Raw genomic sequence first — 23,884 nt, 5'->3', positions numbered from 1 at the left:
TGTCCGCCGGGCATTGCGACGCCCATCTGCATCACGGCCACGCTCGTCAGGGGCGGAACATCAGATCCAACCCGTGAGCATGAAGCGCGTCGCGATGCAGACCGCGGCGGCGACGGTGGCAATGCTCGCGGCGGCCACCAGGCCGCGGCCGCGGCGAGTCATTGCGCGCGTGCGCTCGCGTGGGTCCTGCGCCGGATCGGCCACCGTGCGCGGGCGTCGCCGATGGCGCACGGCCTGGATCCAGAAGGCGAGGGCGGCGATACCGGTTGCGATCGCAAATGCCGTCGCAACGCCTGCGGCAAAGCCGAGATCGACGCCGACGCTCTCCAGCATCGCGCGCAGTTGCACGGCGAGACGCGCCAGCAGCGTGGCCGCGTAGTCCGCTGCTGCAGCGCCGGTGTAGAGCAGGACCGCCGTCCAGACCACCGCGGCCATGGCAATCAGGATCGACACCAGCACGGCAAGGCCGTCGCAGGCCATGAAGCCGATCGATGCGGCGATCAGCGCCAGTGCCGGCATCACATTGCCCATCGGAATCGGGAGGATGATGGTGACGGCCATCAGCAGCAGCGGCAATGCGAGCAGCATCCGCGCAGGGCGCCCGGTCAGCCAGACCAGGCGTTCCTCGCGCAGGCCGCGCTCGGCAAAGCCGGCCCAGTCGAGCCCGGCGCGGATCACGTTGCGCAGCAGCCGCTGCGGCACCGGCCGCCGGCGCAGCGTCTCCGGCAGCCACAGCCGCTCGGCGCCGAACAGGATCTGCAGCGCGACCAGGGCCACCAGCGTGCCGAACACCATGCCGAACGGGCCGGGCAGCGGGATCAGCGCCGGCAGCGTCAGCAGCAGCAGAGTGAGGCCCAGCCCCTCCGACTCCAGGCCGTCGAACAGTTCGCCGACCGAAGGCTCGTCTGATCGGACGGTGCGCGCGATGGCCAGCAGCCGCCGGCTGATCGGCCCATTATGGCGGCGCGGCGCCGACGACATCTCTTCGTTGGGTGCGACATCGTTCATTGCCACGCTCGACCTATGCTTGCTTGAGTTCGTCACTCGGCCTGCCCGACCGCAGGCCGGGTCTTCCACAGCGAATAGGCGATGCCGGCGCCAAGCAGACCAAAGGTGATGCCGAGCGAGAGCGCCGGCGGAAACTTCTCGAGCCCGAGCAGGTCGGCCAGGAAGATCTTCGAGCCGATGAAGATCAGCACCGCCGCCAGTGCCAGCTTGAGATACTGGAAGCGATCGACCATCGCAGCCAGCGCGAAGTACAGCGCGCGCAGCCCCAGGATTGCGAAGATGTTCGAGGTGTAGACTACGAATGGGTCGGTCGAGATCGCGAAGATCGCAGGCACCGAGTCGACGGCGAAGATGACGTCGGCGAACTCGATCAGGATCAGTGCGAGGAACAGCGGCGTCATGAACCAGGTCAGCTTGCCCTTGGCATCGGGCTGACGCACGAAGAAGCGCTCCCCATGCAGGCGGTCCGTGACGTCGAAGCGGCGGCGCACCCAGTTGAGCGCCGGGTTGGCGCCGACATCATGCGGCTTGTCCTTGAACACCAGCATCTTGATGCCGGTCGCGACCAGAAACAGCGCAAAGACGTAGAGGATCCAGCTCGCCTGCGCCACGATGGCTGCGCCAAGGCCGATCATGATGGCGCGCAGCACGATCACGCCGACGATGCCCCAGAACAGCACGCGGTGCTGATAGGCGCGTGGAATCGCGAAGTAGCTGAAGATCATCGCGATGACGAAGACGTTGTCCATCGCCAGCGCCTTCTCGATCGTGAATGCGGTGAGATAGGCGGTGCCGGCCTCTCCGCCCAGCTGCCACCACACCCAGCCGCCGAAGGCGAGCGCGAGCATGATGTAGACGGCGCTCATGACGAGGCTCTCGCGGACCGAGATCTCGCGCGTCTTGCGATGGAGGATGCCGAGATCGAAGACGAGGAGGGCGAGCACGATTGCAATAAAGGCAAGCCACATCCAGACGGGCTTGCCGGCAAACGCGATGAACAGGAATTCCACGACGGGTCCTCTCGAGGCCGGTGAGATGGATGTCGTCAGGTCCGACATCGTGAGCGCACCGGCAGCTTCACCAGAGGGGCCCGGACCAAGGGGTGTTAAGCGAAAATATGTGTCGCCTGATTGGGTTTCAAGAGCGCACGCGTGCGTGTCGACGTTCAGCTAGATGAACGATGAGGTGCGACAGAGTGTCTGCTACCTGCCTAACCCGTCTTGCAGCGGCGCGACCGCGAACTAACTCCAGGGGGCCGGAGATCCGGGCCCCTCTGATAGTCTGCGAGACTATGATGTCGGACTCTCTTTCATGACAGATGCCGCTGGCGGTCTTGCCGCTCTGAGGGCGCTCCTGGGGAGTTTGATGAGATGCGGCCACACGCGTCGCTTGTGACCAATGACCTTTGTGCCTTCTGCTTCAGCTCTGACGATTCCGACAGCTTTCGAAACACCGCCTGGCCGTCCCGGGGGCAGCCGATTGGCGACGACGATCGTGATGGAACCCGAACGCGTGCTCGTCACTTTGTATGGAACCCGCGCCTGATGCCCAGCGCGCGTCGGTTTGTGGACGGGAGCTTGTCGTGACTGCGGGGGGTGACCAGACGATCGTCGCGAACGCCAGGTTGGCGCGGCCGAGCGCCTCGGTACGCCGGCTCCTGATGATCATCAACCGTGGCAGCCGCTCCGGCGGCGAGGCGGCCGGCCTTGCCGTATCGCGGCTGAGCGCGGCCGGCTATGACCTCGTGATCTCCGCGCCGCACAGCCCGCGCGAAGTCGCACCGTGGATCGAAGCGCATGCTGACGACGCGGAAGCGGTGGTCGTTGCCGGCGGCGACGGCAGCCTGAATGCGGCTGCGCCCGCGCTGGTGAAGACCGGCCTGCCGCTCGGCATCATTCCGGCCGGCACCGCCAATGATCTGGCCCGCACGCTTGGCCTGCCCCAGGACATGGAGGCGGCCACAGACGTGATTGCAGCCGGCCACCGCCGTCAGATCGATCTTGGCGAGGTCAACGGACATCCGTTCTTCAACGTCGCCAGCCTTGGCTTGAGCGCCGAGCTTGCGCGGCAGCTGACCAAGGAGACCAAGCGGAAGTTCGGCCGGCTCGGCTATGCGATCACGGCGCTGAAGGTGCTCACCAATGCGCGGCCGTTCCGCGCGATGATCGTGTCGTCCGACGGCGCGGTGCGCGTCAAGACCTTGCAGATCGCAGTCGGCAACGGCCGCTACTACGGCGGCGGCATGGCCGTCGATCACCGCGCCGAGATCGACGATTCCCATCTCGACCTCTATTCGCTGGAGATCGGCCGGGTCTGGAAGCTGCTGGCGATGGCCTATGATTTCCGCAAGGGCCGCCACGGCCTGTGGCAGGAGGTGCGGGCCTCGCGCGACACGTCGTTCGAGATCCGCACCCGGCGTCCGCGCCCGATCAATGCCGATGGCGAGCTCGTCACCTTCACCCCCGCGCGTTTCGGCGTGCTGCCCCGCGCGGTGTCCGTCTTCGTGCCGAAAGCTACGGGGCAGGACCAAGCCTGACGCCAAGCCCGTTTGAATGCCCGCTTGATCCGCAGCTCGCGGCCACGCGTTTTCGGCCGATCACCGATTGAGAGACCCATGACCAAGCAGACCCGTTTCAATCTCTGGTACGCGATCATCGCGATCTTCGTCGCGATGATGATCCACAATGCGTGGACGAGCTATCGCCAGGTCGCCATCATTCCCTACAGCCAGTTTCAGGATCTCCTGGCCGCCGGCAAGGTGAAGGAGGTCGGCGTCTCCGAGAACTACCTGGAAGGCAGCTTGAAGGAGCCGTTGCCCGGCGGCCAGACGCGCTTCGCGACCACGCGCGTCGATCAGGAGTTCGCCAAGGAGCTCGCCAAGGCCAACGTCACCTTCACCGGCCGGGTCGAGAGCAACATCCTCGGCGACATCCTGTCGCTGGTGATGCCGATCGCGCTGTTCTTCGGCGTCTGGTACTGGCTGTCGCGGCGGATGATGGGCGGCGCCGGCGGCCTCGGTGGCGGCCTGATGCAGATCGGCAAGAGCAAGGCCAAGGTCTATGTCGAATCCAATACGGGAGTCCGGTTCGAGGACGTCGCCGGCGTCGATGAGGCCAAGGACGAGCTGCGCGAGATCGTCTCTTTCCTGAAGGACCCGAAATCCTATGGCCGGCTCGGCGGCCGCATGCCGAAGGGCGTGCTGCTGGTCGGCCCGCCCGGCACCGGCAAGACCTTGCTCGCCAAGGCGGTCGCAGGCGAGGCGGGTGTGCCGTTCTTCTCGATCTCGGGCTCCGAATTCGTCGAGATGTTCGTCGGCGTCGGTGCCGCGCGGGTGCGCGACCTGTTCGAGCAGGCGCGCGCCAAGGCGCCGGCCATCATCTTCATCGACGAGCTCGATGCGCTGGGACGTGCCCGCGGCATGGGCCCGTTCGCCGGTGGTCACGACGAGAAGGAGCAGACGCTGAACCAGCTGCTGGTCGAGCTCGACGGTTTCGATTCCTCGACCGGCCTGGTGCTGCTGGCGGCGACCAACCGTCCCGAGATTCTCGATCCGGCGCTGCTGCGCGCCGGCCGCTTCGACCGTCAGGTGCTGGTCGACCGTCCCGACAAGCCGGGCCGCATCCAGATCCTGCAGGTGCATCTGAAGAAGGCCAAGCTCGCCGCCGACGTCGATCCCGAGAAGGTCGCGGCGCTGACCCCGGGTTTCACCGGCGCTGATCTCGCCAACCTCGTCAACGAGGCGACCCTGCTGGCGACACGGCGCGGCGCCGACGAGGTTTCGCTGGACGATTTCAACAATGCGATCGAGCGCATCGTCGCGGGGCTGGAGAAGCGCAACCGGCTGCTCAATCCCAAGGAGCGCGAGATCGTCGCCTATCACGAGATGGGTCATGCCATCGTCGCGATGAGCCTCCCGGGTACCGATCCCGTGCACAAGGTGTCGATCATCCCGCGCGGCGTCGGCGCGCTCGGCTACACCATCCAGCGCCCGACCGAGGACCGCTTCCTGATGACGCGCGAGGAGCTCGAGAACAAGATGGCGGTGCTGCTCGGCGGCCGTGCCGCGGAGCTCGTCGTCTACGGCCATCTGTCGACCGGGGCGGCCGACGACCTGCGCCGCGTCACCGACATCGCGCGCTCAATGGTGACGCGCTACGGCATGTCGGAGCAATTGGGCTCGGTCGCCTATGAGCGCGACAACCAGTCCTTCCTCGCCCCGGGCGCCGCGCGCAGCGCCGACTATGGCGAGGCGGCCGGCGATGCGATCGACGCCGAGGTGCGCGCCATCGTGACATCAGCGCTGGAGCGAACCCGCAAGCTGCTACAGGACAAGCGCGACGTGCTGGAGCGCGCCGCGCGGCGGCTGCTGGTCAAGGAGACCCTCGACGAGACCGAGCTCACCGCGCTGCTCAAGCCGGACCAGCGGGCCGGTGATCTTGTCGCCGCCGCCAAGCCGATGTAGTTGTGGAGTAGGGTGGGCAAAGGCGAGAGCCGTGCTGTCGCGACGTTCGAGATTGCGGTGGCGCCGTGCCCGCCGTCTTACTGCTGAGCTCGCCGGTCGACGGTGGGCACGCTGCCGCCCCTGCGGGCGGCTGCTTTGCCCACCCTACGCATCGCGTCGATGCTGTAGCCCGGACGAGCGCAACGATATCCGGGTTCAGCGCGACCGCTCGCGATGACCCCGGATATCGCTATCGCTCATCCGGGCTACGAAGGGCCCGTCGCGGCCACATCCGGGCCAGCGTCTCGTCCTTCTTGACGAACTCGTGCCAGAGCGTGGCGGCAACGTGCAGGCCGACCACGAGATAGACGACATAGGCGAGCGTATCATGCGTGATCTCGCCGGCCTGCGCGATCGCCTTGTCGCCAGCGAACAGGCGCGGCCAGCTGAACGTCCAGAAGTAGCGCAGCGAATAGCCACCGGCCGACGAGAACATGTAGCCGGTGACGGGCATGACCAGCAGCAGCGCGTAGAGCGCCCAATGATTGAGCTGCGACAGCGCGCGGACGAGCGAGCCGAAGGTCGCAGGAGCGGGCGGGGCGGTCGTCGTCGCGCGCACGATCAGGCGGAGGATCGCCAGCAGAAACAGCGTGACGCCGATCGATTTGTGAATCTCGAGCAGTTCACGCCGCGGCGATGTGCCTGCCGGCTGCAGGCCGCAATAGAGCCCGATCAGCATGGCCGTGATGAAGAGCAAAGCGGTCGCCCAGTGAATCCGTCGCAGCAGAGGATCATAGGTGGTCTCGATCGGCGGCACGCAGGTCTCCATCGTCGGGCGCAATGTGAGGTCCATAATGGATGTCGTTGCCGCTGTCGGCTCACAAGTCGATGACCACCAGACGGCGCAGATGTGTCCTCGTCGGTTTCGAAGGATTCCATTCTCGCGCCATACCGAAGCGCCTCGAAAAGGTTCGCTGCCTCTCGGAAGAGTTCGCACCGGACCGAGGCAGTCCGCCCATGCGCAATCGCAGATGGGTTCTGTGAACATCGCATCAAGCGTGACGATGTCGTGCTACGGATGATGCGAGGTGCGGCGAGCTAACCGGTCGCTCACCGATATTCGCGCACCGATTGCGCCTTGATTTTCGTGCAATTGAGGATCAAGCTCTCTCCCGGCATCATGGTCGGGGGGCCTCATGTCAAACACTCATCCAAGCAACACTCAGCCAAGCAACACTCAGCCAGGCAGCACGCGTCCAAGGAATATCGTCCTGCTGTCGGACGGGACCGGCAACAGCGCCAAGGCCGTGTTCAAGACCAATGTGTGGCGCCTGTTTCAGGTCCTGGATCTCCGCGATCCAAGCCGGCAGATCGCCTTCTACGACGATGGCGTCGGCACCTCGTCGTTCAAGCTGTTCGCGGCGCTCGGCGGCATCTTCGGCTTTGGCCTGAAGCGAAACGTGATCGCGATCTACAGCTTCTGCTGCCGCAACTACAAGCGCGGCGACCGCATCTACTGCTTCGGTTTCAGCCGCGGCGCCTTCACCATCCGTATCGTGGCGGCCATGATCGCGGGGCAGGGGCTCGTCGCCTACCGCGACAATGAAGCGGATCTCGCCCGCTTTGCCGCCGACGCCTATCGCCGCTACCGGCGTCGCTACAATACCGGAATTCTCAGATATCTCGGCAAGATCGGCCTGGACCTGCGCGGATGGCGCGACTGGGGAATCAGGACGCTGCGCAGAGTGCAGGGCGTGGCGCCCGAGGCCCCGCCCGCGGTCGAGGTCGAGAGCGTGCATTTCGTCGGCATCTGGGACACCGTCGACGCCTATGGCGGCCCGATCGAGGAGATGACCCGGGCCATCGACTATTGGATCTGGCCGCTGTCGATGCCGGACCAGTTCATGAGTTCGAAGATCCATCGCGCCTGCCACGCGCTCGCGATCGAGGAGGAGCGCGACGCCTTCCGCCCGGTGATCTGGGACGAGCGCTATGTGTGGGGACGGGACGAGGCCGTTCCGGGCCGGAGCGACAAGAAGGACTGGCTGTTCGGCATCGATCACGATCCGCGCAGCGAGGCTGCGAAACTCGCCGACCCGCCGCCGCATCTGCGCACCGACCTGCCGCCTCGCGACCGCGAGCGCATCAGCCAGATGTGGTTCACCGGCGTGCATTCCGACATCGGCGGCGGCTATCCGCAGGACGGCCTGTCCTATGTGGCGCTCGACTGGATGCTGGACCGGGCCGAGGCCTATGGTCTCGTCTATCTCGACGAGCGGCGCAGCCTGCTCTACGACCCCGAGATCGATCCGCTCGACAAGCTCAACGACTCCCGCAAGGGGCTTGCGGCCTATTACCGCTACAAGCCGCGCAATCTGCGCGAGATCTATGACGCGCCGCCCTATCGATTGTCGCTCCGCTACGATGTCCGTCGCATCAAGTGGCTGCTTCATTCGCCTTTCAAGCCGCAGACCGAACTCCTTGGCGTTGATTTGCATCCGAGCCTGCAGCCGCCGTTGCCGCCGGTGAAGCCGACTATCCACCGCACCGTGTTCGAGCGCATCCGGTCGGGCCCGGATCGTTATGCACCTGTGGTCATACCCGCCACCTATCGCGTCACCGACGCGACCGATACCCCGGTCGATGCGCCGCATCCGCTCGACAAGGGGCATGTGCGGACCCGCGTCCAGGACGACGTGTGGAACTGGGTGTGGCTGCGCCGCGTGGTGTATTTCGCCACCATGTTCGCGCTGCTGTTCGTTGTGGCGATCCCGTATCTCGTCATCTATTGGCCGCGCGTGCTCTATGAGCCCTTGCACGGGCTGGTCAATCCGGTGGTCAACGGAGCCGCGGCCTTCCTGCCGAAAATTCTCGACCCATGGTTCGTCGCGTTTCGGGATTCGCCCGGTCTGCTGGTCGTCGGCGCGGCCGCTGCCATCGGCCTGACCCTGTGGGGCACCTCGCTGCAGCAGACGATCCGCGACGCCGCACGCATCGCCTGGAACGATCCCTCGCGGCACAAGCCGGTGACCGGCTGGCGCTCAACCGTCTATTCGCTGCGGCGGCAGGGCTGGTACATCGCCGGCTTCTACGTGCTGAAGACGTGGATATTCCCAACCGCCATCATGTTCTGGCTGTTCTGGTGGCTGGCGTTCGGTGCGGCCAACACGGCCGGCCTGTTCTGCAAGGATACGCTCAGGCCGACCGAGGTCGACGAGACGGAGATCGGCGCATACCATGGAGGAAGCGTCCGGCCAGTGTTCGAGACGCGCCATCATTGCTATCCGACCGGGCTCAGCGTGGCCCAGGACGAGACGTATCAGATCACGCTCGATGTCGGCGAGGCATGGAGCGACGGCGGCATCGCCGCGAGCCCGGCCGGCTTTGGTTACGGCACCTGGACGCAACTGCCGGGCGTCCCGTTCAAGCGGCTGATCTGGTCGAACTGGTTCGCACCCATCGTGCGGGTGGGCAGCACGGGGCTGGAGGAGCATCTCCCCGTTTTCCGGCAGGAAACGCCCGGCAGCAGCCGCTGGACAGCCAAGTTCACCGCACGCAGCGATGGCGAGGTGTTCGTCTACGTCAACGACACCTCCATCCTGTTTCCCTGGTTGCTGTATCGGTTCTATTTCAACAACAAGGGCAATGCGGCCGTCTCGTTGAAGAAGCTGTAGCTGCGCGCTCTGTTACCGAACACGCGCTTGAAGATCGCTGCGGTCTGGCATCACCGCATCAAGCGTGACGACGTCGCGCTTCGGATGGTGCGCGGCACGGGCTAGCGTTGGCGCCGGGACAGGGTAGGATGCGGGCATAGGTCGCCTGCGAGGAGTGCCATGACGCGACGAAGCTGGACCGGATGGATCGCACGCCTGGCGTTCGCCGCCGTCACGATCGGTGGCGCGGGCGCTAGTGCGGCCGAGCGCACGATGTCCTGGGACAGCGGCTGCCGTTTCACGGTCCGGTACGATCCCGCCAAGCACGACGAGACGCGGCTGCGCAACACCACGCGTCTACTGTTCGGCCCGTCCGATTTCGAGTCCCCGGGCACGTTGCCGGCGTTCGAGCCGAAGGCGGTCGCGGCGCTCGACCCCGACAAGATCGACCGCACCTGCAAGGCCACGCTCGATGCCGCCGCGCGGCTCGAATTCATCGCGCTGCCCGGCATCGACGACTATCGCCGGGCCAGGATCGCGGAGCTGAAGGACAGCTGCGATTTCGATCTGGCGCAGACCCGCAGCTTCAAGACGGCCTCGGCGCTGCGCGACTATCAGCCCGCCGCCGCCTGCGCGCGGTTCGTCGATGCGATCGAGGGCAAGACCGACCTGCAGCAGATGTTTCGCCAGACCGTCGATCAGGGCTGCGCCAACAACGCCAGTCCGAAGGCCTGCGCCGCCCGCTATGCCGCCGAAGCGCAGAGGCCGGACGGACAGGAGCGCATGCGGATCTACCTGGTCAATTTCGGCTGGAGCAATTGCGCTATCAACTACAACCTCCGCAATACCGGCGAGAAGAAGATGGAAGCGATGCGGAGCGCGCTCGAGACTCAGTTCCGGAAGATGTTCAAGGTCAAGCAGGACAAGTGCGAGGAGGCGGACTGACGCGGCGTCCGCCTGCTCGACGCGCGATCAGCCTTACCCGAACACGCGCTTGAAGATCGTGTCGACGTGCTTCAGGTGGTAGCCGAGGTCGAACTGCTCGTCGATTTCGGCATCCGTCAGATACTTCTTCACCTCGGTGTCGGCCTTGAGCAAGGTGCGGAAGTCGCCTTCGCCGCGCCATACCGGCATCGCGTTGCGCTGGACGAGCTTGTAGGAGTCCTCGCGGCTTGCGCCCTTCTGGGTCAGCGCGATCAGCACGCGCTGCGAGTGCACAAGGCCGCCAAGGCGGTCGAGGTTCTTAGCCATGTTGGCGGGATAGACGAGCAGCTTCTCGATCAGGCCGGCGAGGCGCACCAGCGCGAAGTCGAGCGTCACGGTGGCGTCGGGGCCGATCATGCGCTCGACCGACGAGTGCGAGATGTCGCGCTCGTGCCACAGCACGACGTTCTCCATCGCCGGGGTCACATAGGCGCGCACCATGCGGGCGAGGCCGGTGAGGTTCTCCGACAGCACCGGGTTGCGCTTGTGCGGCATCGCCGACGAGCCCTTCTGTCCCTCCGAGAAGAACTCCTCGGCTTCGAGCACCTCGGTGCGCTGCAGATGGCGCACTTCGGTCGCCAGGCGCTCCACGGAAGAGGCGATGACGCCAAGGGTTGCAAAGAACATCGCGTGGCGGTCGCGCGGAATCACCTGCGTCGAGATCGGCTCGGGGCTGAGACCCATCGCCTTGGCGACGTGCTCCTCCACGCGGGGATCGATCTGCGCGAAGGTGCCGACCGCGCCGGAGATGGCGCAGGTCGCGATTTCCTTGCGCGCCGCGACCAGGCGCTCGCGGGCGCGGCCGAACTCGGCATAGGCGTAGGCAAGCTTGAGGCCGAACGTCACCGGCTCGGCATGGATGCCGTGCGAGCGGCCGATGGTCGGCGTCATCTTGTGCTCGAAGGCGCGCGTCTTCAGCGCCGCCAGCACGCGGTCGAGATCGGCCAGCAGCAGGTCCGCGGCGCGGGTGAGCTGGACGTTGAGGCAGGTGTCGAGCACGTCGGAGGAGGTCATGCCCTGATGCACGAAGCGCGCCTCGGGACCGACGATCTCGGCCAGATGCGTCAGGAAGGCGATGACGTCGTGCTTGGTCTCGCGCTCGATCTCGTCGATGCGGGCGACGTCGAAGGTGGCGTTCTTGGCCTTGGCCCAGATGGTCTTGGCGGCATCCTTCGGGATCGTGCCGAGCTCGGCCAGCGCGTCCGCCGCATGCGCCTCGATCTCGAACCAGATCTTGAACCGGGTCTGCGGCTCCCAGATCGAGGCCATTTCGGGACGGCTATAGCGGGGGATCATCGACGGCGCTCCAGGGCGGGAGGGAAGGCGGGCGAATCCAGCATCGCACTGGCGCCAGCGGCTTTACGCCGTGCTCTAGCAGAGCGGCTGGGACGATACAAACGGGGCGGTTCGAGCGCTGTTTCGCCGATCAGAGGGATTATAATACCATTTTTCGAAATCGCGCTGACAGATATTGAAATCTGTCAGCGCGATGGTGTATATCGATTCTGCCATCGTGCTTACGACCAACCTTGTACTGTCTGACCATGGGTTCAGCGGTTTCGAACTGCGAAGGACCGCTTCGATGAAGATTGAAAAGCGATTGCTGCACACACAATTCCAGGACTGGCTGAATCTCCAGGTCGCGCGTCACCTGGAGGCGCAGGCCGCGAAGTTTCGCGTCTCGTCGTCCCTCGATGGGGCGGAGACGATGCAGATCAAGGCGCATACGCCGGACGCCGATATGGTGCACGCATGAATGAGGCCGTGGTTCTGACATCAGAGCGCATTCTCGAAGTCACCGAGGATGTGTTGCGCCGTTATGGGCTCGCCAAAGCGACGGTGGTCGACGTCGCGAGAGCGCTCGATGTCAGCCACGGCTCCGTCTACCGGCACTTTCCGAGCAAGGCGTCGCTGCGCGAGGCCGTCGCGCGCCGCTGGCTCGAACGGGTCAGCGCGCCGCTGGCGCAGATCGCGGCCGAGCCGGGACCTGCGCCAGCGAAGCTCGAACGCTGGCTGCGCGAGTTGTTCGGCGCCAAGCAGAGACGAGTCTGCGAAGATCCCGAGATGTTCGCGACCTACCTGACGCTGGCGCGCGAGGCCTGCTCGGTGGTCAAAGCCCACAAGCAGGTCCTGATCGCCCAGGTCGAGGGCATGATCGCCGAGGGCGTCGCCCAGGGCGCATTCGACGTCGCCGATCCAAAGACCGCGGCCGCCGCGATCTTCGATGCGACGAGAAGTTTTCACCATCCCGCCCACGCCGAGGAATGGGCTGATTGCGCCTGTCAGGGCCGGGTCGATGCCGTGCTGACCTTGTTGTTGCGCGGGCTGGCGGCACGCTAGCGCACGCGATAGGTGACGGGCACGAGGCCTGTAGGGGAGCGCTAGCTGCAGGCGCCATTGGCAGCGTGGCGCGATCTCCCACCACGTCATTGCGAGCGCAGCGAAGCAATCCAGGGTGGTGGGCGGGACTCTGGATTGCTTCGCTGCGCTCGCAATGACGGGTGGAGAAAGCTCGCTCGCAAACGAGCGGCTCGAGCGCTGCTACAAATCCGTCAGCCCGCTGTTCACGGCGAGCCGCACGAGTTGCGCATCGGTCTGCAATCCGGTCTTCGCCTTCACCAGATAATGATAGTTCTGGACCGTCTTGACGCTGAGATGAAGGTTCGCAGCGATCTGCTCGGTGGTCAGGCCGGACGCGAACTGGCGCAGGATCTCGATCTCGCGCTCGCCCAATCGATCCAGCACGGTCTGCTGCGGGTCCAGGCTGTCGGCGGCCAGCACATGGGCGACGTCGTCGCTCAGCGCGCGCTCGCCGCGGATCACCATGCGGATGGCGCGCACCAGCGCCGACGGCTCGCTGCTCTTGGTGACGAAGCCGCTGGCGCCGGCCGCGAACGCCGCCTTCACCAGCGGCGCCTCGCCATGCATCGAGAACACGAGGATGCAGGCGCGATGGTCGCGGGCCCGGATGTTGCGGATCGCCTCCAGCCCGCTGGCGCCCTTCATCGAGATGTCGAGCACGACCACGTCGGGCGCATGGGCCTTGAAGGCCAAATAGGCGGCCGCCGCGCTGTCGGCCTCGGCGATGACGCGAAAGCCGTCCTGGCTTTCCAGCACGCGGCGATAGCCCTGGCGGACCACCGGGTGGTCGTCGACCAGCAGAATCGAAATGCCTGAGGGCTCGGGCATGCCGGTGGTCTCAGGCCGCCAGCGGGATCGTGGCCGACACGCTGAGCCCGCGCGCGGCCGGGCCAATCGACAGCGAGCCGCCGACGGCTGCGATCCGCTCGCGGATGCCGGTGAGGCCGTAACCGGTCGATTGCACGAGCTGGCCGGCGTCGCCGCCGCCATCATCCTCGATCGAGATCAATAGCGCGCCGTCAGGCCCGGAGCGCCGCTCGACGCGCAGCGACACCTCGCGTGCGTCGGTGTGGCGCAGCGCATTGGTCAGGCATTCCTGCGCCATCCGATAGGCGGTCACCGCGACCGGGCCCTGGATGTCGGCGAGATCGCCGTGCAGGTCGAGCCGGATCGCCGGCCGCGCGGCGTGCTGATAATTCTGGGTCAGCGCCACCAGGCCGGCCTCGAGTCCGAGCTCCTCGGTCAGCGGACGGCGCAGCCGGCTCAAGGTGCCGCGCAGGCACGCCATCAGATGGCTGACGGACTGCGTGATCATGCGCGCGTCCTGCGCCACCTGATCGCCGCGGCCGGCGCCGGCGTTCTCGATCGTCGAGGCGAAGGCGAGAATCGCGGTGAGGTTCTGTCCGAACTCGTCGTGCAGCTCGCGCGCCAGCGCTCGCCGCTCCTCGTCGCGGATGTCGAGCAACCGCTCGGTCAGCGCGGCACGCTGCTCGTTGGACTGGGACAGCCGGTCGCCGAGCTCGCCGACGGCGCGGCCGATCATCGCGAGCTCCATCGAGCGAAAGCGCGGCAGCGCCGGGCGATGATCGCCTTCGGCCATCCGCTGCAGCGCCTGGACGATGCTGCGCGCCGGCGCCAGCGCATGCGCGATCGCGAGCGAAGCCAGCACGCCGATCGCGATCGCCATCGCCAGCGCCACGCCAAAGCTGTCCTGGATGCGCTGCCAGGCGAGCTGGATCGCCGCATCGGGATCGGCGATCGCCGACACGGTGCCGGCGGTCGTCGCGCGGGCGCTGATGGCTCGCGCGACCGCGGCGTGGTCGCCGAGGATGGCTTGGACGAGCTGCGAGAACCAGCGCGGCGGCGCGGCGCCGAGGCCCTTGCTCTGGCCGCACAGCGGCTTTTCGAAGGCGGCCTCGGGTTTGAGCTGCACGCAGATGCCGGGTGCGATCAGCTTCATCGTCTCGGTGGTGCGCCAGTCGGGCAGCGGCAGCAGCCGGTCGCGCGACCTGTTGCTGCGCAACAGCAGCTCGCGCCAATACAGCGCCTCCAGCGCCTGCGAGACCCGGTCGGCCGAGGCTGCGGTGGCGCGATCCACACTGCGATAGGCGTCGACGGTGACCCATAGGGCTGCGGCCGCCAGACACAGCAGCACGATCAGTGCGAGGCGCGCGATGAGCTGAAGCACGAGACGCATGCGATGCTCTCCAAGGCTTTTGCCGCAGCGTAACAACCGGCCGGTGCCCCGCCAAGCGAATGCACTGCAGCAAGCGCCAGGTCAGGCAAATTTCCCGAGCGCCCCGAGGCAGATGTCTTTGGACGATGTTCCGCCGCTCTGCTTAACTTCGCGGTCAAAGGCGCCGCATGCGACAGGCGCCGCCATCGGGGAGTGCCTGCATGAGCGTGGTCAACAGTGCCGAAAGGGTGGAACCTGCGCGCGACGCAGCCGAGCGCGGGCCGCTGCTGCTCTGGATGATCTTCACGGGCCTGACCGTGTTCGCGGCGGTCGTGCTGGCGCGCTACGGCTACTTCCATTTGATGGTCGCCTCGGACCGCACCTACATTTCGAGCGTCGTCACCGTGCTCTATGTGGTCACGTGCGGCCATTGCTTCTGGCGCACCCGGGCGATCGCGCGCGAGGCGGACGCCGCCCGGCGCTGTCGCGCGGTCCTGATCGGACCCGATGCCGCCCGCGCGCTCGAACCCGATGCGCAACTGCTGCCGCCCGGGCTCGTCGCCAACCACATCAGGAGCCTCGTCACCAAGGCCAGGACGCAAGGGGCAGGGCGCCTCGACCAGACGCTGCTGCTGCGCACGCTTGCCGATCGGCTGCGCGGCTCCAACGGCTTCGGCGGCTTTGCCTCGGACACCCTGATGAAGCTCGGCCTGCTCGGTACCATCATCGGCTTCATCATCATGCTTGCGCCGATCGCCGGCCTCGACGTCAACGACAAGCTGGCGATGAAGTCGTCGATGGGGCTGATGAGCGACGGCATGGCGGTGGCGATGTACACCACGCTCGCCGGCCTCGTCGGCTCGATCCTGGTGCGCATCCAGTACTACCTGCTGGATGGGGCGACGGGACGGGTGTTCTCCGATGCCGTGATGCTGACGGAGACTCGGGTGACGCCGCGGCTGGAGCGCGCGATGGAGCGTTCTCCGGAGCACGGCGCATGATGGACGATTTCGGGCTCTATCCGCGCGAGGAGCAGTTCGACCCGTTCAGCGTGATGCTGTTCAAGGCGCTGCAGATCGTCGCGTTCTTCTTCTTCATCGCGGTGCTCGCGATCTCGCCGGACGCCAAGGACGGCAAGGTCGACTCGAAAGCCGAGTTCCTGATCACGATGGACTGGCCGGACAACCATCCCGACGATCTCGATCTGTTCGTGCAGGACCCCGTCGGCAACATCGCGTGGTACCGGCATCGCGAGGCCGGGTTTCTCACGCTCGACCGCGACGATCGCGGCGGCGCCAACGATTTCATCCTGGTCAACGGCCTGAAGATCCCGTCGCCGATCCGCGAGGAGATCGTCACGGTGCGCGGCATCGTGGCCGGCGAATACACCGTCAACATCTCGCATTTCCAGAACGTCAGCGGCGCGCCGGTCGAGGCCAAGGTGAAGGTGCAGAAGCTCAATCCGACGGCGCAGGTGATCTTCGACGACAAGGTGGTGCTCGATCATTCCGGCGACGAGAAGACCGCGCTGCGCTTCAGGCTCGACGCGGAAGGCAAGGTCGTCGAGGTGCAGCGTAGGCCGAAATCACTGCTGGAGACGTTCCGCAACGTCCGCGCCAATGGCGCCGACCTCGATCCCAAGACCGGCGTCAGGATGATCAGGCGATGATGAGCCATCTGCAGACCGTCATCGTCACGCTGTCCGTCTGCTACGCGCTGATCGGCGCGCTGCTGTTGCTGGTGCTGGTCTATGCCCGGCTGCCGTGGCAGGCCAAGGCGGTGGCGGTCGTCGTCACCAGCGCGTTCTATGTCGGCAGCTTCGTCGGCGCCCGCAGCCTGCTCGGCTGGGCCAGCATCGACCGGTTGCCGAAGAGCTTCAAGGTGCTGCAGGTGCGGATCGTCGATCCGCACACCGTCGAGGGTGATCCCGGCGCGGTCTATCTGTGGGTCGAGACGCTCGACGACGACAACCGCCCGAGCGGCGTGCCGCGTGCCTACCGCATTCCCTTCAGCGACAAGCTCGCCGAGAAGGCCCAGCACGCCGCCGACCAGATCGCCGCCGGCCATCTGCAAGGCGGCCGCGCCGCCGATTTCGGCACCGGCGATGGCGGCATCATCGACGCCGCGCGCGAATACATCCTGCCGAAGACCATCATCGAAACTGCCGGCGGCGATCCCTCCACCGGCGAGTTCAAGGCCGCCAAGAACGCCGGCGACGGCGTCTCCTTCACGCCACTGCTGCCGCCGCGCATGCCGCCGAAGGATGAGCAGTAGGGGGCGACGACCGAGCAGGAACACGTGTCGCGTCCGCAATGACGCTCCCGTAGCCCGCATGAGCGACAGCCGGCGCCCGAAAGGGCGTCGGCGATAGCTACATGCGGGGTCGGACGAGGAGTGGCGATGAACCCGGATGTCGCTATCGTCGAAGCCCTTTGGGCTTCGACGGAGCTCATCCGGGCTACGGGCGTGCTGCCGCCGACGTTCTCCGCTGTTTCAGCTTGTTCCGTCATTGCAAGCGCAGCGAAGCAATCCAGAGTCCCGCCCACGACTCTGGATCTGCTTCGCTGCGCTCGCAATGATGTGGAGAGAGTGTGCGTCGTCGCCTGTGCCCGGATGAACGACAGCCGGCGTCCGAAAGGGCGCTGGGGTTAGCTACAGTGACAATGCATATAACTCCGTCCGCTTCATGACAGGCGCATGACGGCTGCCAGGCCGCCGCGATCGCGCCTGCCGGCGGGCGACGGTGAAATTGCCAAGTCCGTCGGCGCGCGTTAGGCTCCGGATCATTGCTGATGACGTCAGTCGATCTTGTCCGGTCCATTCGATCTCGAGGGAGCATTGCGATGCGCAGGCTGGCGATTGCATTCGTCGTTGCGCTGGTGTCGCCGGCGGCACCGGCCCTGGCATGGTGGGACGAAGGCCACATGCAGATTGCCTATGTGGCCTACAAGAAGCTGACACCTGCGGCGCGAGACCGGGCCGATGCGCTGCTCAAGCTCAATCCCGACTATGCCAATTGGATCGCCGGAGCTCCGCAAGGCCAGGAGCAGCTCTACGCTTTCGTGCACGCGGCGACGTGGCCCGACGACATCAAGATGAAGCCGGACTATTACGACGACCAGGTGACGGATTCGACTGCGAAGCAGCTGGTGCCGTACGGCCACCTCAAGCATGCCTATTGGCACTACAAGGACGCGCTGTTCTCGGCTGATGATACACCGCTGCCGCGCCCGGACTCCGTGGATGCGGTGTCCCAGCTCAAGCTGATGATCGCGAAGCTGCCGGCGAACAGCGACGCCTCGGAGACCCTGCGCTCGTATAGTCTCAGCTGGATGATCCATTTGGTGGGAGATCTGCATCAGCCGCTGCACGCCATCGCGCGCTATTCGGCCGCGTTGCCGGACAAGGGCGGCGACCGCGGCGGCAACGAGGAGCAGGTGGTCGCCGCCAACGGCGAGACGCTGGCGCTGCATGCGTATTGGGACGGGATCTTCGGCGGCTATTCGACGGTGTTCGGCGCCGTCTTCGATGCCGACCAGCGCGGCGGCCTGTCATCGGTCACCGCCGACGCTGCCAAGGCGCAGATCATCGATCCCGCGACATGGGCCCAGGAGAGCTTCGATCTCGCCAAGACCACAGCCTATGCCGCGCCCGTGCGCACCGACAAGCAGCCGGCCGAGCTGACCCGCGAGTACGAGACCAACGCCCGCGAAACCGCTCGCAAGCAGGCCGCACTCGCAGCCGCGCGGCTGGCCAATCTGCTCGAGGTGTTGTTGCGGTAGCGGGGGAGCTGCCGCTCATCCGGTCATAGGCGATGACGCACACTCTCTCCACGTCGTTGCGAGCGCAGCGAAGCAATCCAGAGTCGTGGGCGGGACTCTGGATTGCTTCGCTGCGCTCGCAATGACGGAGCAAGCTGAAACGGCGGAGATCGTCGGCAGCAGCACGCCTAAAGCCCGGATGAGCTCCGGCGAAGCCCGAAGGGATTCGACGATAGCGACATCCGGGATCATCTCCGCACCGCGTGAGACCCCGGATATCGCATCCGCCTGCGCTCTTCAGGCTTCGGCGTCTGCTCATCCGGGCTGCGGCGTTCGCTCGGGGCGCGCGCAGAGGCTCGGGCGGTCGCGAGCCTGAACCGCTGACATTCGGCGCCTGCCGGCCTATCCTGGTTTGATGTTCCTCAAGCCCCGTGCGACCACGGCCGCTAGCTTGGGGACGGGAGGACCGGAGTGCTGCTGGCGATTTTCACGGACATCCATGCCAATCGGCAGGCCTTCGCGGCCTGCCTCGAAGCTGCGCGTGCACGGGGCGCCGAGCGGCTGATCTGCCTCGGTGACATCGTCGGCTATGGTGCCGATCCGGAGTGGTCGGTCGACACCGTCATGGAGATGGTCGCCAATGGTGGGCTCGCGGTGCGCGGCAACCATGACAATGCCATCTCCACCGCCAGCGAGACGATGAATGCCGAGGCGCAGGCGGCGATCGAGTGGACGCGCGGACGTCTCAGCGCCGAGCAACGCCGCTTCCTCGCCGAGCTGCCGATGAGCGTCGGCGATGACGATCGTCTGTTCGTGCATGCGGAGGCGTCGAGCCCGCCGCGCTGGCGCTATGTGCAGTCGTCGGCCGACGCCGCGCGCAGCATGATCGCGACCGAGGCCCAGGTGACGTTCTGCGGCCACATCCATCGCCCCGCGCTGTATTCGATGTCGGCGACCGCCAAGATGACGAGCTTCACGCCGACCGCGAACATGCCGGTTCAGCTCTTGCGTGGACGGCAATGGCTCGCCGTGGTCGGCTCGGTCGGCCAGCCCCGCGACGGCGATCCGGCGGCGTCGTTCGTGACCTTCGATACGAAAACGCGCGAGCTGACCTATTGCCGCGTGCCCTATGACGTCGAGGCGGCGGCGCAGCGCATTCGCGACAACGGCCTGCCGCCCTGGCTGGCGCAGCGGCTCTCGATGGGGCGTTAGAGCATGCCACACTCCAAGCTTCAGCCCGGCGTCGTCATCGACGGCTTCACGGTCGGTGACTGCGTGCATTCCGGCGGCATGGCGACGTTGTGGAGCGTCACACGTCCCGACATCGACCGTCCGATCCTGATGAAGGTGCCGCGCGTCTCCGAGGGCGAGGACCCCGCGGCGATCGTCAGCTTCGAGATGGAGCAGATGATTTTGCCGAAGCTGTCGGGGCCGCACGTGCCGGCCTGTTTCGGCACCGGCGATTTCGCCACCCAGGCCTATGTGGTGATCGAGCAGATTCCGGGTGAGACTCTGTACAAGCGGCTGCCGGAGCTGCCGCTGCCTTACGAGGAGGCGCGCAGCCTGGTGGCGCGGATCGCCACCGCGCTCGCCGATCTGCACCGGCAGCACGTCATCCATCACGACATCAAGCCGTCCAGCATCATGTTCCGGCCCACGGGAGAGGCGGTGCTGATCGACTACGGCCTGTCGTGCCACAAGCATCTGCCGGACCTGCTGCAGGAGGAATTCCGCCTGCCTTACGGCACCGCGCCCTACATGGCGCCCGAGCGCATGATGGGCACCCGCAGCGATCCGCGCAGCGATCTGTTTTCGCTCGGCGTGCTCTTGTATTTCTTCACCACCGGCGTGCGGCCGTTCGGCGAGACCGAGACGCTGCGCGGCATGCGCCGGCGGCTGTGGCGTGATCCCTATCCGCCGCGGCAATTGAAGCCGGACTACCCGCCATGGCTGCAGGAGATCGTGCTGCGCTGTCTCGAGATCGAGCCGGTCTGGCGCTATCCCACGGCCGCGCAGCTCGCCTTCGATCTCGGCCATCCCGACCAGGTCAAGCTCACGGCGCGCTCGGAGAAGGTCAAGCGCGATCCGATCACCACGGTGTGGCGCCGCCGCTTCAATCGCGGCCTGGTGCAGCCGGAACAGAAATCCGACGTCGCGCTGCAGATCGCCTCCAGCCCGATCGTGGCGGTCGCGATCGACACGTCGGAAGGCGGCGAGGAGCTCAACGGCGCGCTGCGCGTGACCGCGCAGCGCATCCTGGCGACATTGCCGGCGGCGCGGCTCGCCTGCGTCAACGTGCTGAAGCTCGGCCGTCTCACGATCGACCGCACTCTGGACGAGGAGGGCAACAACAAGCACATCGACCGCATGGTCGCGCTGAAGCACTGGGCGACGCCGCTGAAGCTGGACGCCAGCCGGCTGACGGTCCACGTGCTCGAAGCGGTCGATCCGGCCGCCGCCATCATCGAGTTCGCCGAGGTCAACCAGGTCGACCACATCATCATCGGCGCCCGCCGCGATTCCGTGCTGCGCTCCTTGCTCGGCAGCGTCTCGGCGAAGGTCGCCGCGGAGGCGGGCTGCACGGTGACGGTGGTGCGCACGCGCCATGCCACGCGGGAGGCGGATGATGAGGATGATGATGTGCCGGCGAAGGTCGTGTCGGGGGGATGAGGAGTGCAGGCCCCGCTCTCTCCCCGTCATTGCGAGCGCAGCGAAGCAATCCAGGCTGCCGCCGCGGAGGGATTCTGGATTGCTTCGCTGCGCTCGCAATGACGGAGCATGTTGCAACGGCGGAGTCCCACCGCGAACTCATCAGCAGGAATGATGGGCACGGCGCCACTGCGATCTCGCATGTGACGTAGCCCGGCCGCGCCTTTGCCCACCCGCCGCCGCGTAGCCCGGATGAGCGAAGCGACATCCGGGTTCACCGACACCGCGCGTGAGACCCCGGATGTCGCTCCGTCCTCCGCCCTTTCGGGCGCCGGCCTTCGCTCCTCCGGGCTACGAAGCTGCAACCGGACACGTCATGAGCAACACAACCCCATTTCTTCACCTTTCAAGCATGACGTTCGAAGCAGCATCCGCAGCCTCAAATTCGGGCGCGGCTGCGATTGCCTTTCAAGCGCTCTGTCGCCACAGTGACATTGTGACGCGCGTGGGGCGCGTCGTTCTTGTTTGACGAGGGGGACGATCGATGGCCGCAACCGATGTGAGCATGGCGCAGACGGCGTCGCCGAAGGGCAGCCTGTTCGGCTCGCTGTTCTTCCAGGTCGTGGCTGCGCTCGTGGTTGGTATCCTGATCGGCGTCCTCGCACCGGAGACCGCGCAGGCGCTCAAATTCTTCAGCGACGCCTTCCTGCGCCTGATTGCCATGGTCGTCGCGCCGATCGTGTTCTGCGTCGTCGTGCACGGCATCGCCAGCGCCGGTGACCTGAAGAAGGTCGGCCGTGTCGGCGTCAAGTCGCTGGTCTATTTCGAGGGCATGACCACGATCGCGCTGGCCTTCGGCCTCGTCCTGGCGCTGCTGTTCGGTCCCGGCCACGGCATGGATATCGACGTCTCCAAGCTCGATGCCAAGCAGCTCGCGAGCTTCGCCGATAATGCCCATAAGCTGCAGGGCGGTGGCTTCGGCGGCTTCGTCCTCAACATCATTCCGCCCACCGTGTTCGATGCCTTCGCCCGCAACGACGTACTGCAGGTGCTGTTCTTCGCCGTGATCTTCGGCGTCAGCCTGGCGCTGGTCGGCGAGCCCGGCAAGCCCGTGGTCGACCTGATCGATTCCATCGCCAAGGTGCTGTTCAAGGCGATGGGGCTGATCGTGCGGGTCGCGCCCCTCGGCGTGCTCGGCGCGATCGGATTCACCGTCGGCAAATACGGCATCGGCTCGCTCAAGCAGCTGCTGGCGCTGGTCGTGCTGTTCTACGTCTCGGTGGCGCTGTTCGTCATCATCGCGCTCGGCATCGTGATGCGCATCGCCGGCCTCAGCCTGTTCAAGTTCCTGCGCTACCTGAAAGAGGAGCTGCTGATCGTGCTGGCGACGGCCTCGTCGGATTCCGTGCTGCCGCAGATCATGCGCAAGCTCGAGGCGATGGGCGTCAAGCAGGAGGTCGTCGGCCTGGTGATCCCGACCGGCTACTCGTTCAATCTCGATGCGTTCTCGATCTACCTGACGCTCGCCGTCGTGTTCATCGCCCAGGCCACCAACACACCGCTGTCGGTCAGCGACCTTCTGCTGGTGCTCGGCGTATCCCTGATCACGTCCAAGGGCGCGCACGGCGTGCCGGGCTCGGCGATCGTGATCCTCGCGGCGACGCTCGGCGCCGTGCCGGCCATCCCCGCGATCGGTCTGGTGCTGGTGCTGTCAGTCGACTGGTTCGTCGGCATTGCGCGGGCCGTCGGCAATCTCATCGGCAATTGCGTCGCCACCGTCGTCGTCGCCGCCTGGGAGAACGACCTCGACCACGCCAAGGCGATGGCCGTGCTCGACCGCGGCACGGCAGAGGAGGTGGAGTACCAGGGGGCGTGATTGCTACACCCGTCATTGCGAGCGAAGCGAAGCAATCCAGAGCTCAGCCAACGACTCTGGATTGCGTCGTCGCTACGCTCCTCGCAATGACCGGCGAGGGGCACGAGCGCCGCTCACCTCACCGGAACGGCCGCAGCTTCATGTGGCGGTTGGCGTCCTTGTAGAGCAAATAGCGGAAGCGGCCGGGGCCGCCGGCGTAGCAGGCCTGCGGGCAGAAGGCGCGCAGCCACATGAAGTCACCGGCCTCGACCTCGACCCAGTCGCGGTTGAGCTTGTAGACCGCCTTGCCCTCGAGCACGTAGAGGCCGTGCTCCATCACATGCGTCTCGAGGAACGGGATCACGGCGCCCGGCTCGAAGGTGACGATGTTGACATGCATGTCGTGGCGGACGTCGAGCGGATCGACGAAGCGCGTGGTGGCCCAGCGGCCCTGCGTTTCCGGCATCGGGGCAGGGGCGATCGACGCCTCGTGGGTGACGAAGGCTTCGGGCACGGGGATGCCGGGGACGGCCTCGTAGGCCTTGCGGATCCAGTGGAAGGTCGCGGGCGCCGCGCTGTCGTTCTTCAGCGTCCATTTGCAGGATGGCGGCAAGAAGGCGTAGCCACCCTTGCCGAGGCGATGTTCGGTGCCGGCGATGGTGAGCGTAATCTCGCCACCGACCACAAACAGCACGCCTTCGGCTTCCGGGTCGGGCTCAGGCTGGGTGCTGCCGCCGCCCGGCGACACCTCGACGATGTATTGCGAGAACGTCTCGGAGAAGCCCGACAGCGGACGCGCGATGATCCAGGTCCGGGTCTTGTCCCAGAACGGCAGCGCTGAGGTGACGATGTCGCGCATCACGCCCTTGGGGATGACGGCGTAGGCTTCGGTGAAGACGGCGCGCCCGGTGAGCAGATCGGTCTGCGGCGGATGGCCGCCATGCGGCACGAAGTAGTTCGGCTTGTCCATCATCGTCTCTCCTGCGCGCGGATCAG

General features: G+C 66.1%; 20 protein-coding genes. 13 read left to right on the top strand and 7 right to left on the bottom strand.

Going from position 1 to position 23,884, the window contains the following annotated elements; genetic code table 11:
* Positions 1 to 60: 60 nt before the first annotated feature.
* Both S58_RS35845 and S58_RS23445 read right to left on the bottom strand, forming a co-directional pair.
* Positions 61 to 1,008, bottom strand: a complete 948-nt coding sequence (locus S58_RS35845) for an exopolysaccharide biosynthesis protein (RefSeq protein WP_015667857.1) — start codon at positions 1,006 to 1,008, stop codon at positions 61 to 63.
* Between the two features lie 32 nt (positions 1,009 to 1,040).
* Positions 1,041 to 2,018, bottom strand: coding sequence for a TerC family protein (locus tag S58_RS23445; RefSeq protein ID WP_015667856.1), 978 nt, complete (start codon positions 2,016 to 2,018; stop codon positions 1,041 to 1,043).
* A 572-nt stretch (positions 2,019 to 2,590) separates the two neighbouring features.
* Between S58_RS23445 and S58_RS23440 the strand changes: the two genes are divergently transcribed.
* On the top strand, positions 2,591 to 3,544 hold the full coding sequence (locus S58_RS23440) for a lipid kinase (protein WP_015667855.1): 954 nt from the start codon (positions 2,591 to 2,593) through the stop codon (positions 3,542 to 3,544).
* A gap of 78 nt (positions 3,545 to 3,622) precedes the next feature.
* A complete protein-coding gene (gene ftsH / locus S58_RS23435) occupies positions 3,623 to 5,470 on the top strand; it encodes an ATP-dependent zinc metalloprotease FtsH (protein WP_015667854.1) in 1,848 nt (615 codons plus the stop codon).
* A 229-nt stretch (positions 5,471 to 5,699) separates the two neighbouring features.
* Here ftsH and S58_RS23430 read toward each other — a convergent pair whose 3' ends face one another.
* Entirely contained in the window at positions 5,700 to 6,302 is a 603-nt protein-coding gene (locus S58_RS23430; protein ID WP_015667853.1) for a cytochrome b, read from the bottom strand.
* A 343-nt stretch (positions 6,303 to 6,645) separates the two neighbouring features.
* Here S58_RS23430 and S58_RS35840 point away from each other — a divergent pair, with 343 nt between their 5' ends.
* Both S58_RS35840 and S58_RS23420 read left to right on the top strand, forming a co-directional pair.
* Positions 6,646 to 9,123 carry a DUF2235 domain-containing protein gene (locus tag S58_RS35840; RefSeq protein WP_015667852.1) on the top strand — a complete coding sequence of 826 codons (2,478 nt, stop codon included), beginning with the start codon at positions 6,646 to 6,648 and terminating at the stop codon, positions 9,121 to 9,123.
* A 159-nt stretch (positions 9,124 to 9,282) separates the two neighbouring features.
* Positions 9,283 to 10,047: a hypothetical protein gene (locus S58_RS23420; protein WP_015667851.1), complete on the top strand. Its 765-nt coding sequence runs from the start codon at positions 9,283 to 9,285 to the stop codon at positions 10,045 to 10,047.
* A gap of 33 nt (positions 10,048 to 10,080) precedes the next feature.
* Here S58_RS23420 and purB read toward each other — a convergent pair whose 3' ends face one another.
* Positions 10,081 to 11,382 (bottom strand): adenylosuccinate lyase, encoded by a 1,302-nt coding sequence (gene purB, locus S58_RS23415; RefSeq protein ID WP_015667850.1) that lies wholly within the window; start codon positions 11,380 to 11,382, stop codon positions 10,081 to 10,083.
* A 286-nt stretch (positions 11,383 to 11,668) separates the two neighbouring features.
* Between purB and S58_RS38695 the strand changes: the two genes are divergently transcribed.
* Both S58_RS38695 and S58_RS23405 read left to right on the top strand, forming a co-directional pair.
* A complete protein-coding gene (locus tag S58_RS38695) occupies positions 11,669 to 11,842 on the top strand; it encodes a hypothetical protein (protein ID WP_015667849.1) in 174 nt (57 codons plus the stop codon).
* Positions 11,839 to 12,426 carry a TetR family transcriptional regulator gene (locus tag S58_RS23405; RefSeq protein WP_015667848.1) on the top strand — a complete coding sequence of 196 codons (588 nt, stop codon included), beginning with the start codon at positions 11,839 to 11,841 and terminating at the stop codon, positions 12,424 to 12,426. The genes S58_RS38695 and S58_RS23405 overlap by 4 nt, the downstream gene beginning before the upstream one ends.
* Positions 12,427 to 12,627: 201 nt before the next feature.
* On the opposite strand, the gene S58_RS23400 is transcribed toward S58_RS23405, so the two are convergent.
* Positions 12,628 to 13,275 (bottom strand): response regulator, encoded by a 648-nt coding sequence (locus S58_RS23400; RefSeq protein ID WP_015667847.1) that lies wholly within the window; start codon positions 13,273 to 13,275, stop codon positions 12,628 to 12,630.
* A 10-nt stretch (positions 13,276 to 13,285) separates the two neighbouring features.
* Entirely contained in the window at positions 13,286 to 14,644 is a 1,359-nt protein-coding gene (locus S58_RS23395; protein ID WP_015667846.1) for a sensor histidine kinase, read from the bottom strand.
* A 200-nt stretch (positions 14,645 to 14,844) separates the two neighbouring features.
* On the opposite strand from S58_RS23395, the gene S58_RS23390 reads away from it, so the two are divergent.
* The 7 genes from S58_RS23390 to S58_RS23360 all read left to right on the top strand — a co-directional run bounded on the left by S58_RS23390 (position 14,845) and on the right by S58_RS23360 (position 22,909).
* Positions 14,845 to 15,624 (top strand): MotA/TolQ/ExbB proton channel family protein, encoded by a 780-nt coding sequence (locus S58_RS23390; protein WP_015667845.1) that lies wholly within the window; start codon positions 14,845 to 14,847, stop codon positions 15,622 to 15,624.
* The gene (locus S58_RS23385; protein ID WP_015667844.1) at positions 15,621 to 16,292 is read left to right on the top strand and encodes a hypothetical protein; all 672 of its coding nucleotides are present in this window, start codon (positions 15,621 to 15,623) and stop codon (positions 16,290 to 16,292) included. Before S58_RS23390 ends, S58_RS23385 begins: the two co-directional genes overlap by 4 nt.
* Positions 16,289 to 16,897, top strand: a complete 609-nt coding sequence (locus S58_RS23380) for a hypothetical protein (RefSeq protein WP_015667843.1) — start codon at positions 16,289 to 16,291, stop codon at positions 16,895 to 16,897. The genes S58_RS23385 and S58_RS23380 overlap by 4 nt, the downstream gene beginning before the upstream one ends.
* Positions 16,898 to 17,466: 569 nt before the next feature.
* Positions 17,467 to 18,405: a S1/P1 nuclease gene (locus S58_RS23375; RefSeq protein WP_015667842.1), complete on the top strand. Its 939-nt coding sequence runs from the start codon at positions 17,467 to 17,469 to the stop codon at positions 18,403 to 18,405.
* Between the two features lie 450 nt (positions 18,406 to 18,855).
* The gene (locus S58_RS23370; protein ID WP_015667841.1) at positions 18,856 to 19,596 is read left to right on the top strand and encodes a metallophosphoesterase family protein; all 741 of its coding nucleotides are present in this window, start codon (positions 18,856 to 18,858) and stop codon (positions 19,594 to 19,596) included.
* Positions 19,597 to 19,599: 3 nt separating this feature from the next.
* Entirely contained in the window at positions 19,600 to 21,054 is a 1,455-nt protein-coding gene (locus S58_RS23365; protein ID WP_015667840.1) for a serine/threonine protein kinase, read from the top strand.
* 523 nt (positions 21,055 to 21,577) lie between these two features.
* Positions 21,578 to 22,909, top strand: coding sequence for a dicarboxylate/amino acid:cation symporter (locus S58_RS23360; RefSeq protein ID WP_015667839.1), 1,332 nt, complete (start codon positions 21,578 to 21,580; stop codon positions 22,907 to 22,909).
* A 118-nt stretch (positions 22,910 to 23,027) separates the two neighbouring features.
* On the opposite strand, the gene S58_RS23355 is transcribed toward S58_RS23360, so the two are convergent.
* Positions 23,028 to 23,858, bottom strand: a complete 831-nt coding sequence (locus S58_RS23355) for a bifunctional allantoicase/(S)-ureidoglycine aminohydrolase (protein ID WP_015667838.1) — start codon at positions 23,856 to 23,858, stop codon at positions 23,028 to 23,030.
* Between the last annotated feature and the right edge of the window lie 26 nt (positions 23,859 to 23,884).

Origin of the sequence: Bradyrhizobium oligotrophicum S58 (assembly GCF_000344805.1) — a bacterium.
In the GTDB taxonomy this organism is placed as follows: Bacteria; Pseudomonadota; Alphaproteobacteria; order Rhizobiales; family Xanthobacteraceae; genus Bradyrhizobium; species Bradyrhizobium oligotrophicum.
This window is presented reverse-complemented; position numbering and strand designations above follow the sequence as displayed.

Bases quoted from the DNA above. Each gene is read 5' to 3' on its own strand.
- S58_RS38695 (WP_015667849.1), top strand. From the start codon at position 11,669: ATGAAGATTGAAAAGCGATTGCTGCACACACAATTCCAGGACTGGCTG.
- S58_RS35845 (WP_015667857.1), bottom strand. From the start codon at position 1,008: ATGAACGATGTCGCACCCAACGAAGAGATGTCGTCGGCGCCGCGCCGC.
- S58_RS23390 (WP_015667845.1), top strand. From the start codon at position 14,845: ATGAGCGTGGTCAACAGTGCCGAAAGGGTGGAACCTGCGCGCGACGCA.
- S58_RS23355 (WP_015667838.1), bottom strand. From the start codon at position 23,858: ATGGACAAGCCGAACTACTTCGTGCCGCATGGCGGCCATCCGCCGCAG.
- S58_RS23420 (WP_015667851.1), top strand. From the start codon at position 9,283: ATGACGCGACGAAGCTGGACCGGATGGATCGCACGCCTGGCGTTCGCC.
- S58_RS35840 (WP_015667852.1), top strand. From the start codon at position 6,646: ATGTCAAACACTCATCCAAGCAACACTCAGCCAAGCAACACTCAGCCA.
- S58_RS23365 (WP_015667840.1), top strand. From the start codon at position 19,600: ATGCCACACTCCAAGCTTCAGCCCGGCGTCGTCATCGACGGCTTCACG.
- S58_RS23380 (WP_015667843.1), top strand. From the start codon at position 16,289: ATGATGAGCCATCTGCAGACCGTCATCGTCACGCTGTCCGTCTGCTAC.
- S58_RS23360 (WP_015667839.1), top strand. From the start codon at position 21,578: ATGGCCGCAACCGATGTGAGCATGGCGCAGACGGCGTCGCCGAAGGGC.
- ftsH (WP_015667854.1), top strand. From the start codon at position 3,623: ATGACCAAGCAGACCCGTTTCAATCTCTGGTACGCGATCATCGCGATC.
- S58_RS23400 (WP_015667847.1), bottom strand. From the start codon at position 13,275: ATGCCCGAGCCCTCAGGCATTTCGATTCTGCTGGTCGACGACCACCCG.
- S58_RS23395 (WP_015667846.1), bottom strand. From the start codon at position 14,644: ATGCGTCTCGTGCTTCAGCTCATCGCGCGCCTCGCACTGATCGTGCTG.
- S58_RS23375 (WP_015667842.1), top strand. From the start codon at position 17,467: ATGCGCAGGCTGGCGATTGCATTCGTCGTTGCGCTGGTGTCGCCGGCG.
- S58_RS23430 (WP_015667853.1), bottom strand. From the start codon at position 6,302: ATGGACCTCACATTGCGCCCGACGATGGAGACCTGCGTGCCGCCGATC.
- S58_RS23405 (WP_015667848.1), top strand. From the start codon at position 11,839: ATGAATGAGGCCGTGGTTCTGACATCAGAGCGCATTCTCGAAGTCACC.
- S58_RS23385 (WP_015667844.1), top strand. From the start codon at position 15,621: ATGATGGACGATTTCGGGCTCTATCCGCGCGAGGAGCAGTTCGACCCG.
- purB (WP_015667850.1), bottom strand. From the start codon at position 11,382: ATGATCCCCCGCTATAGCCGTCCCGAAATGGCCTCGATCTGGGAGCCG.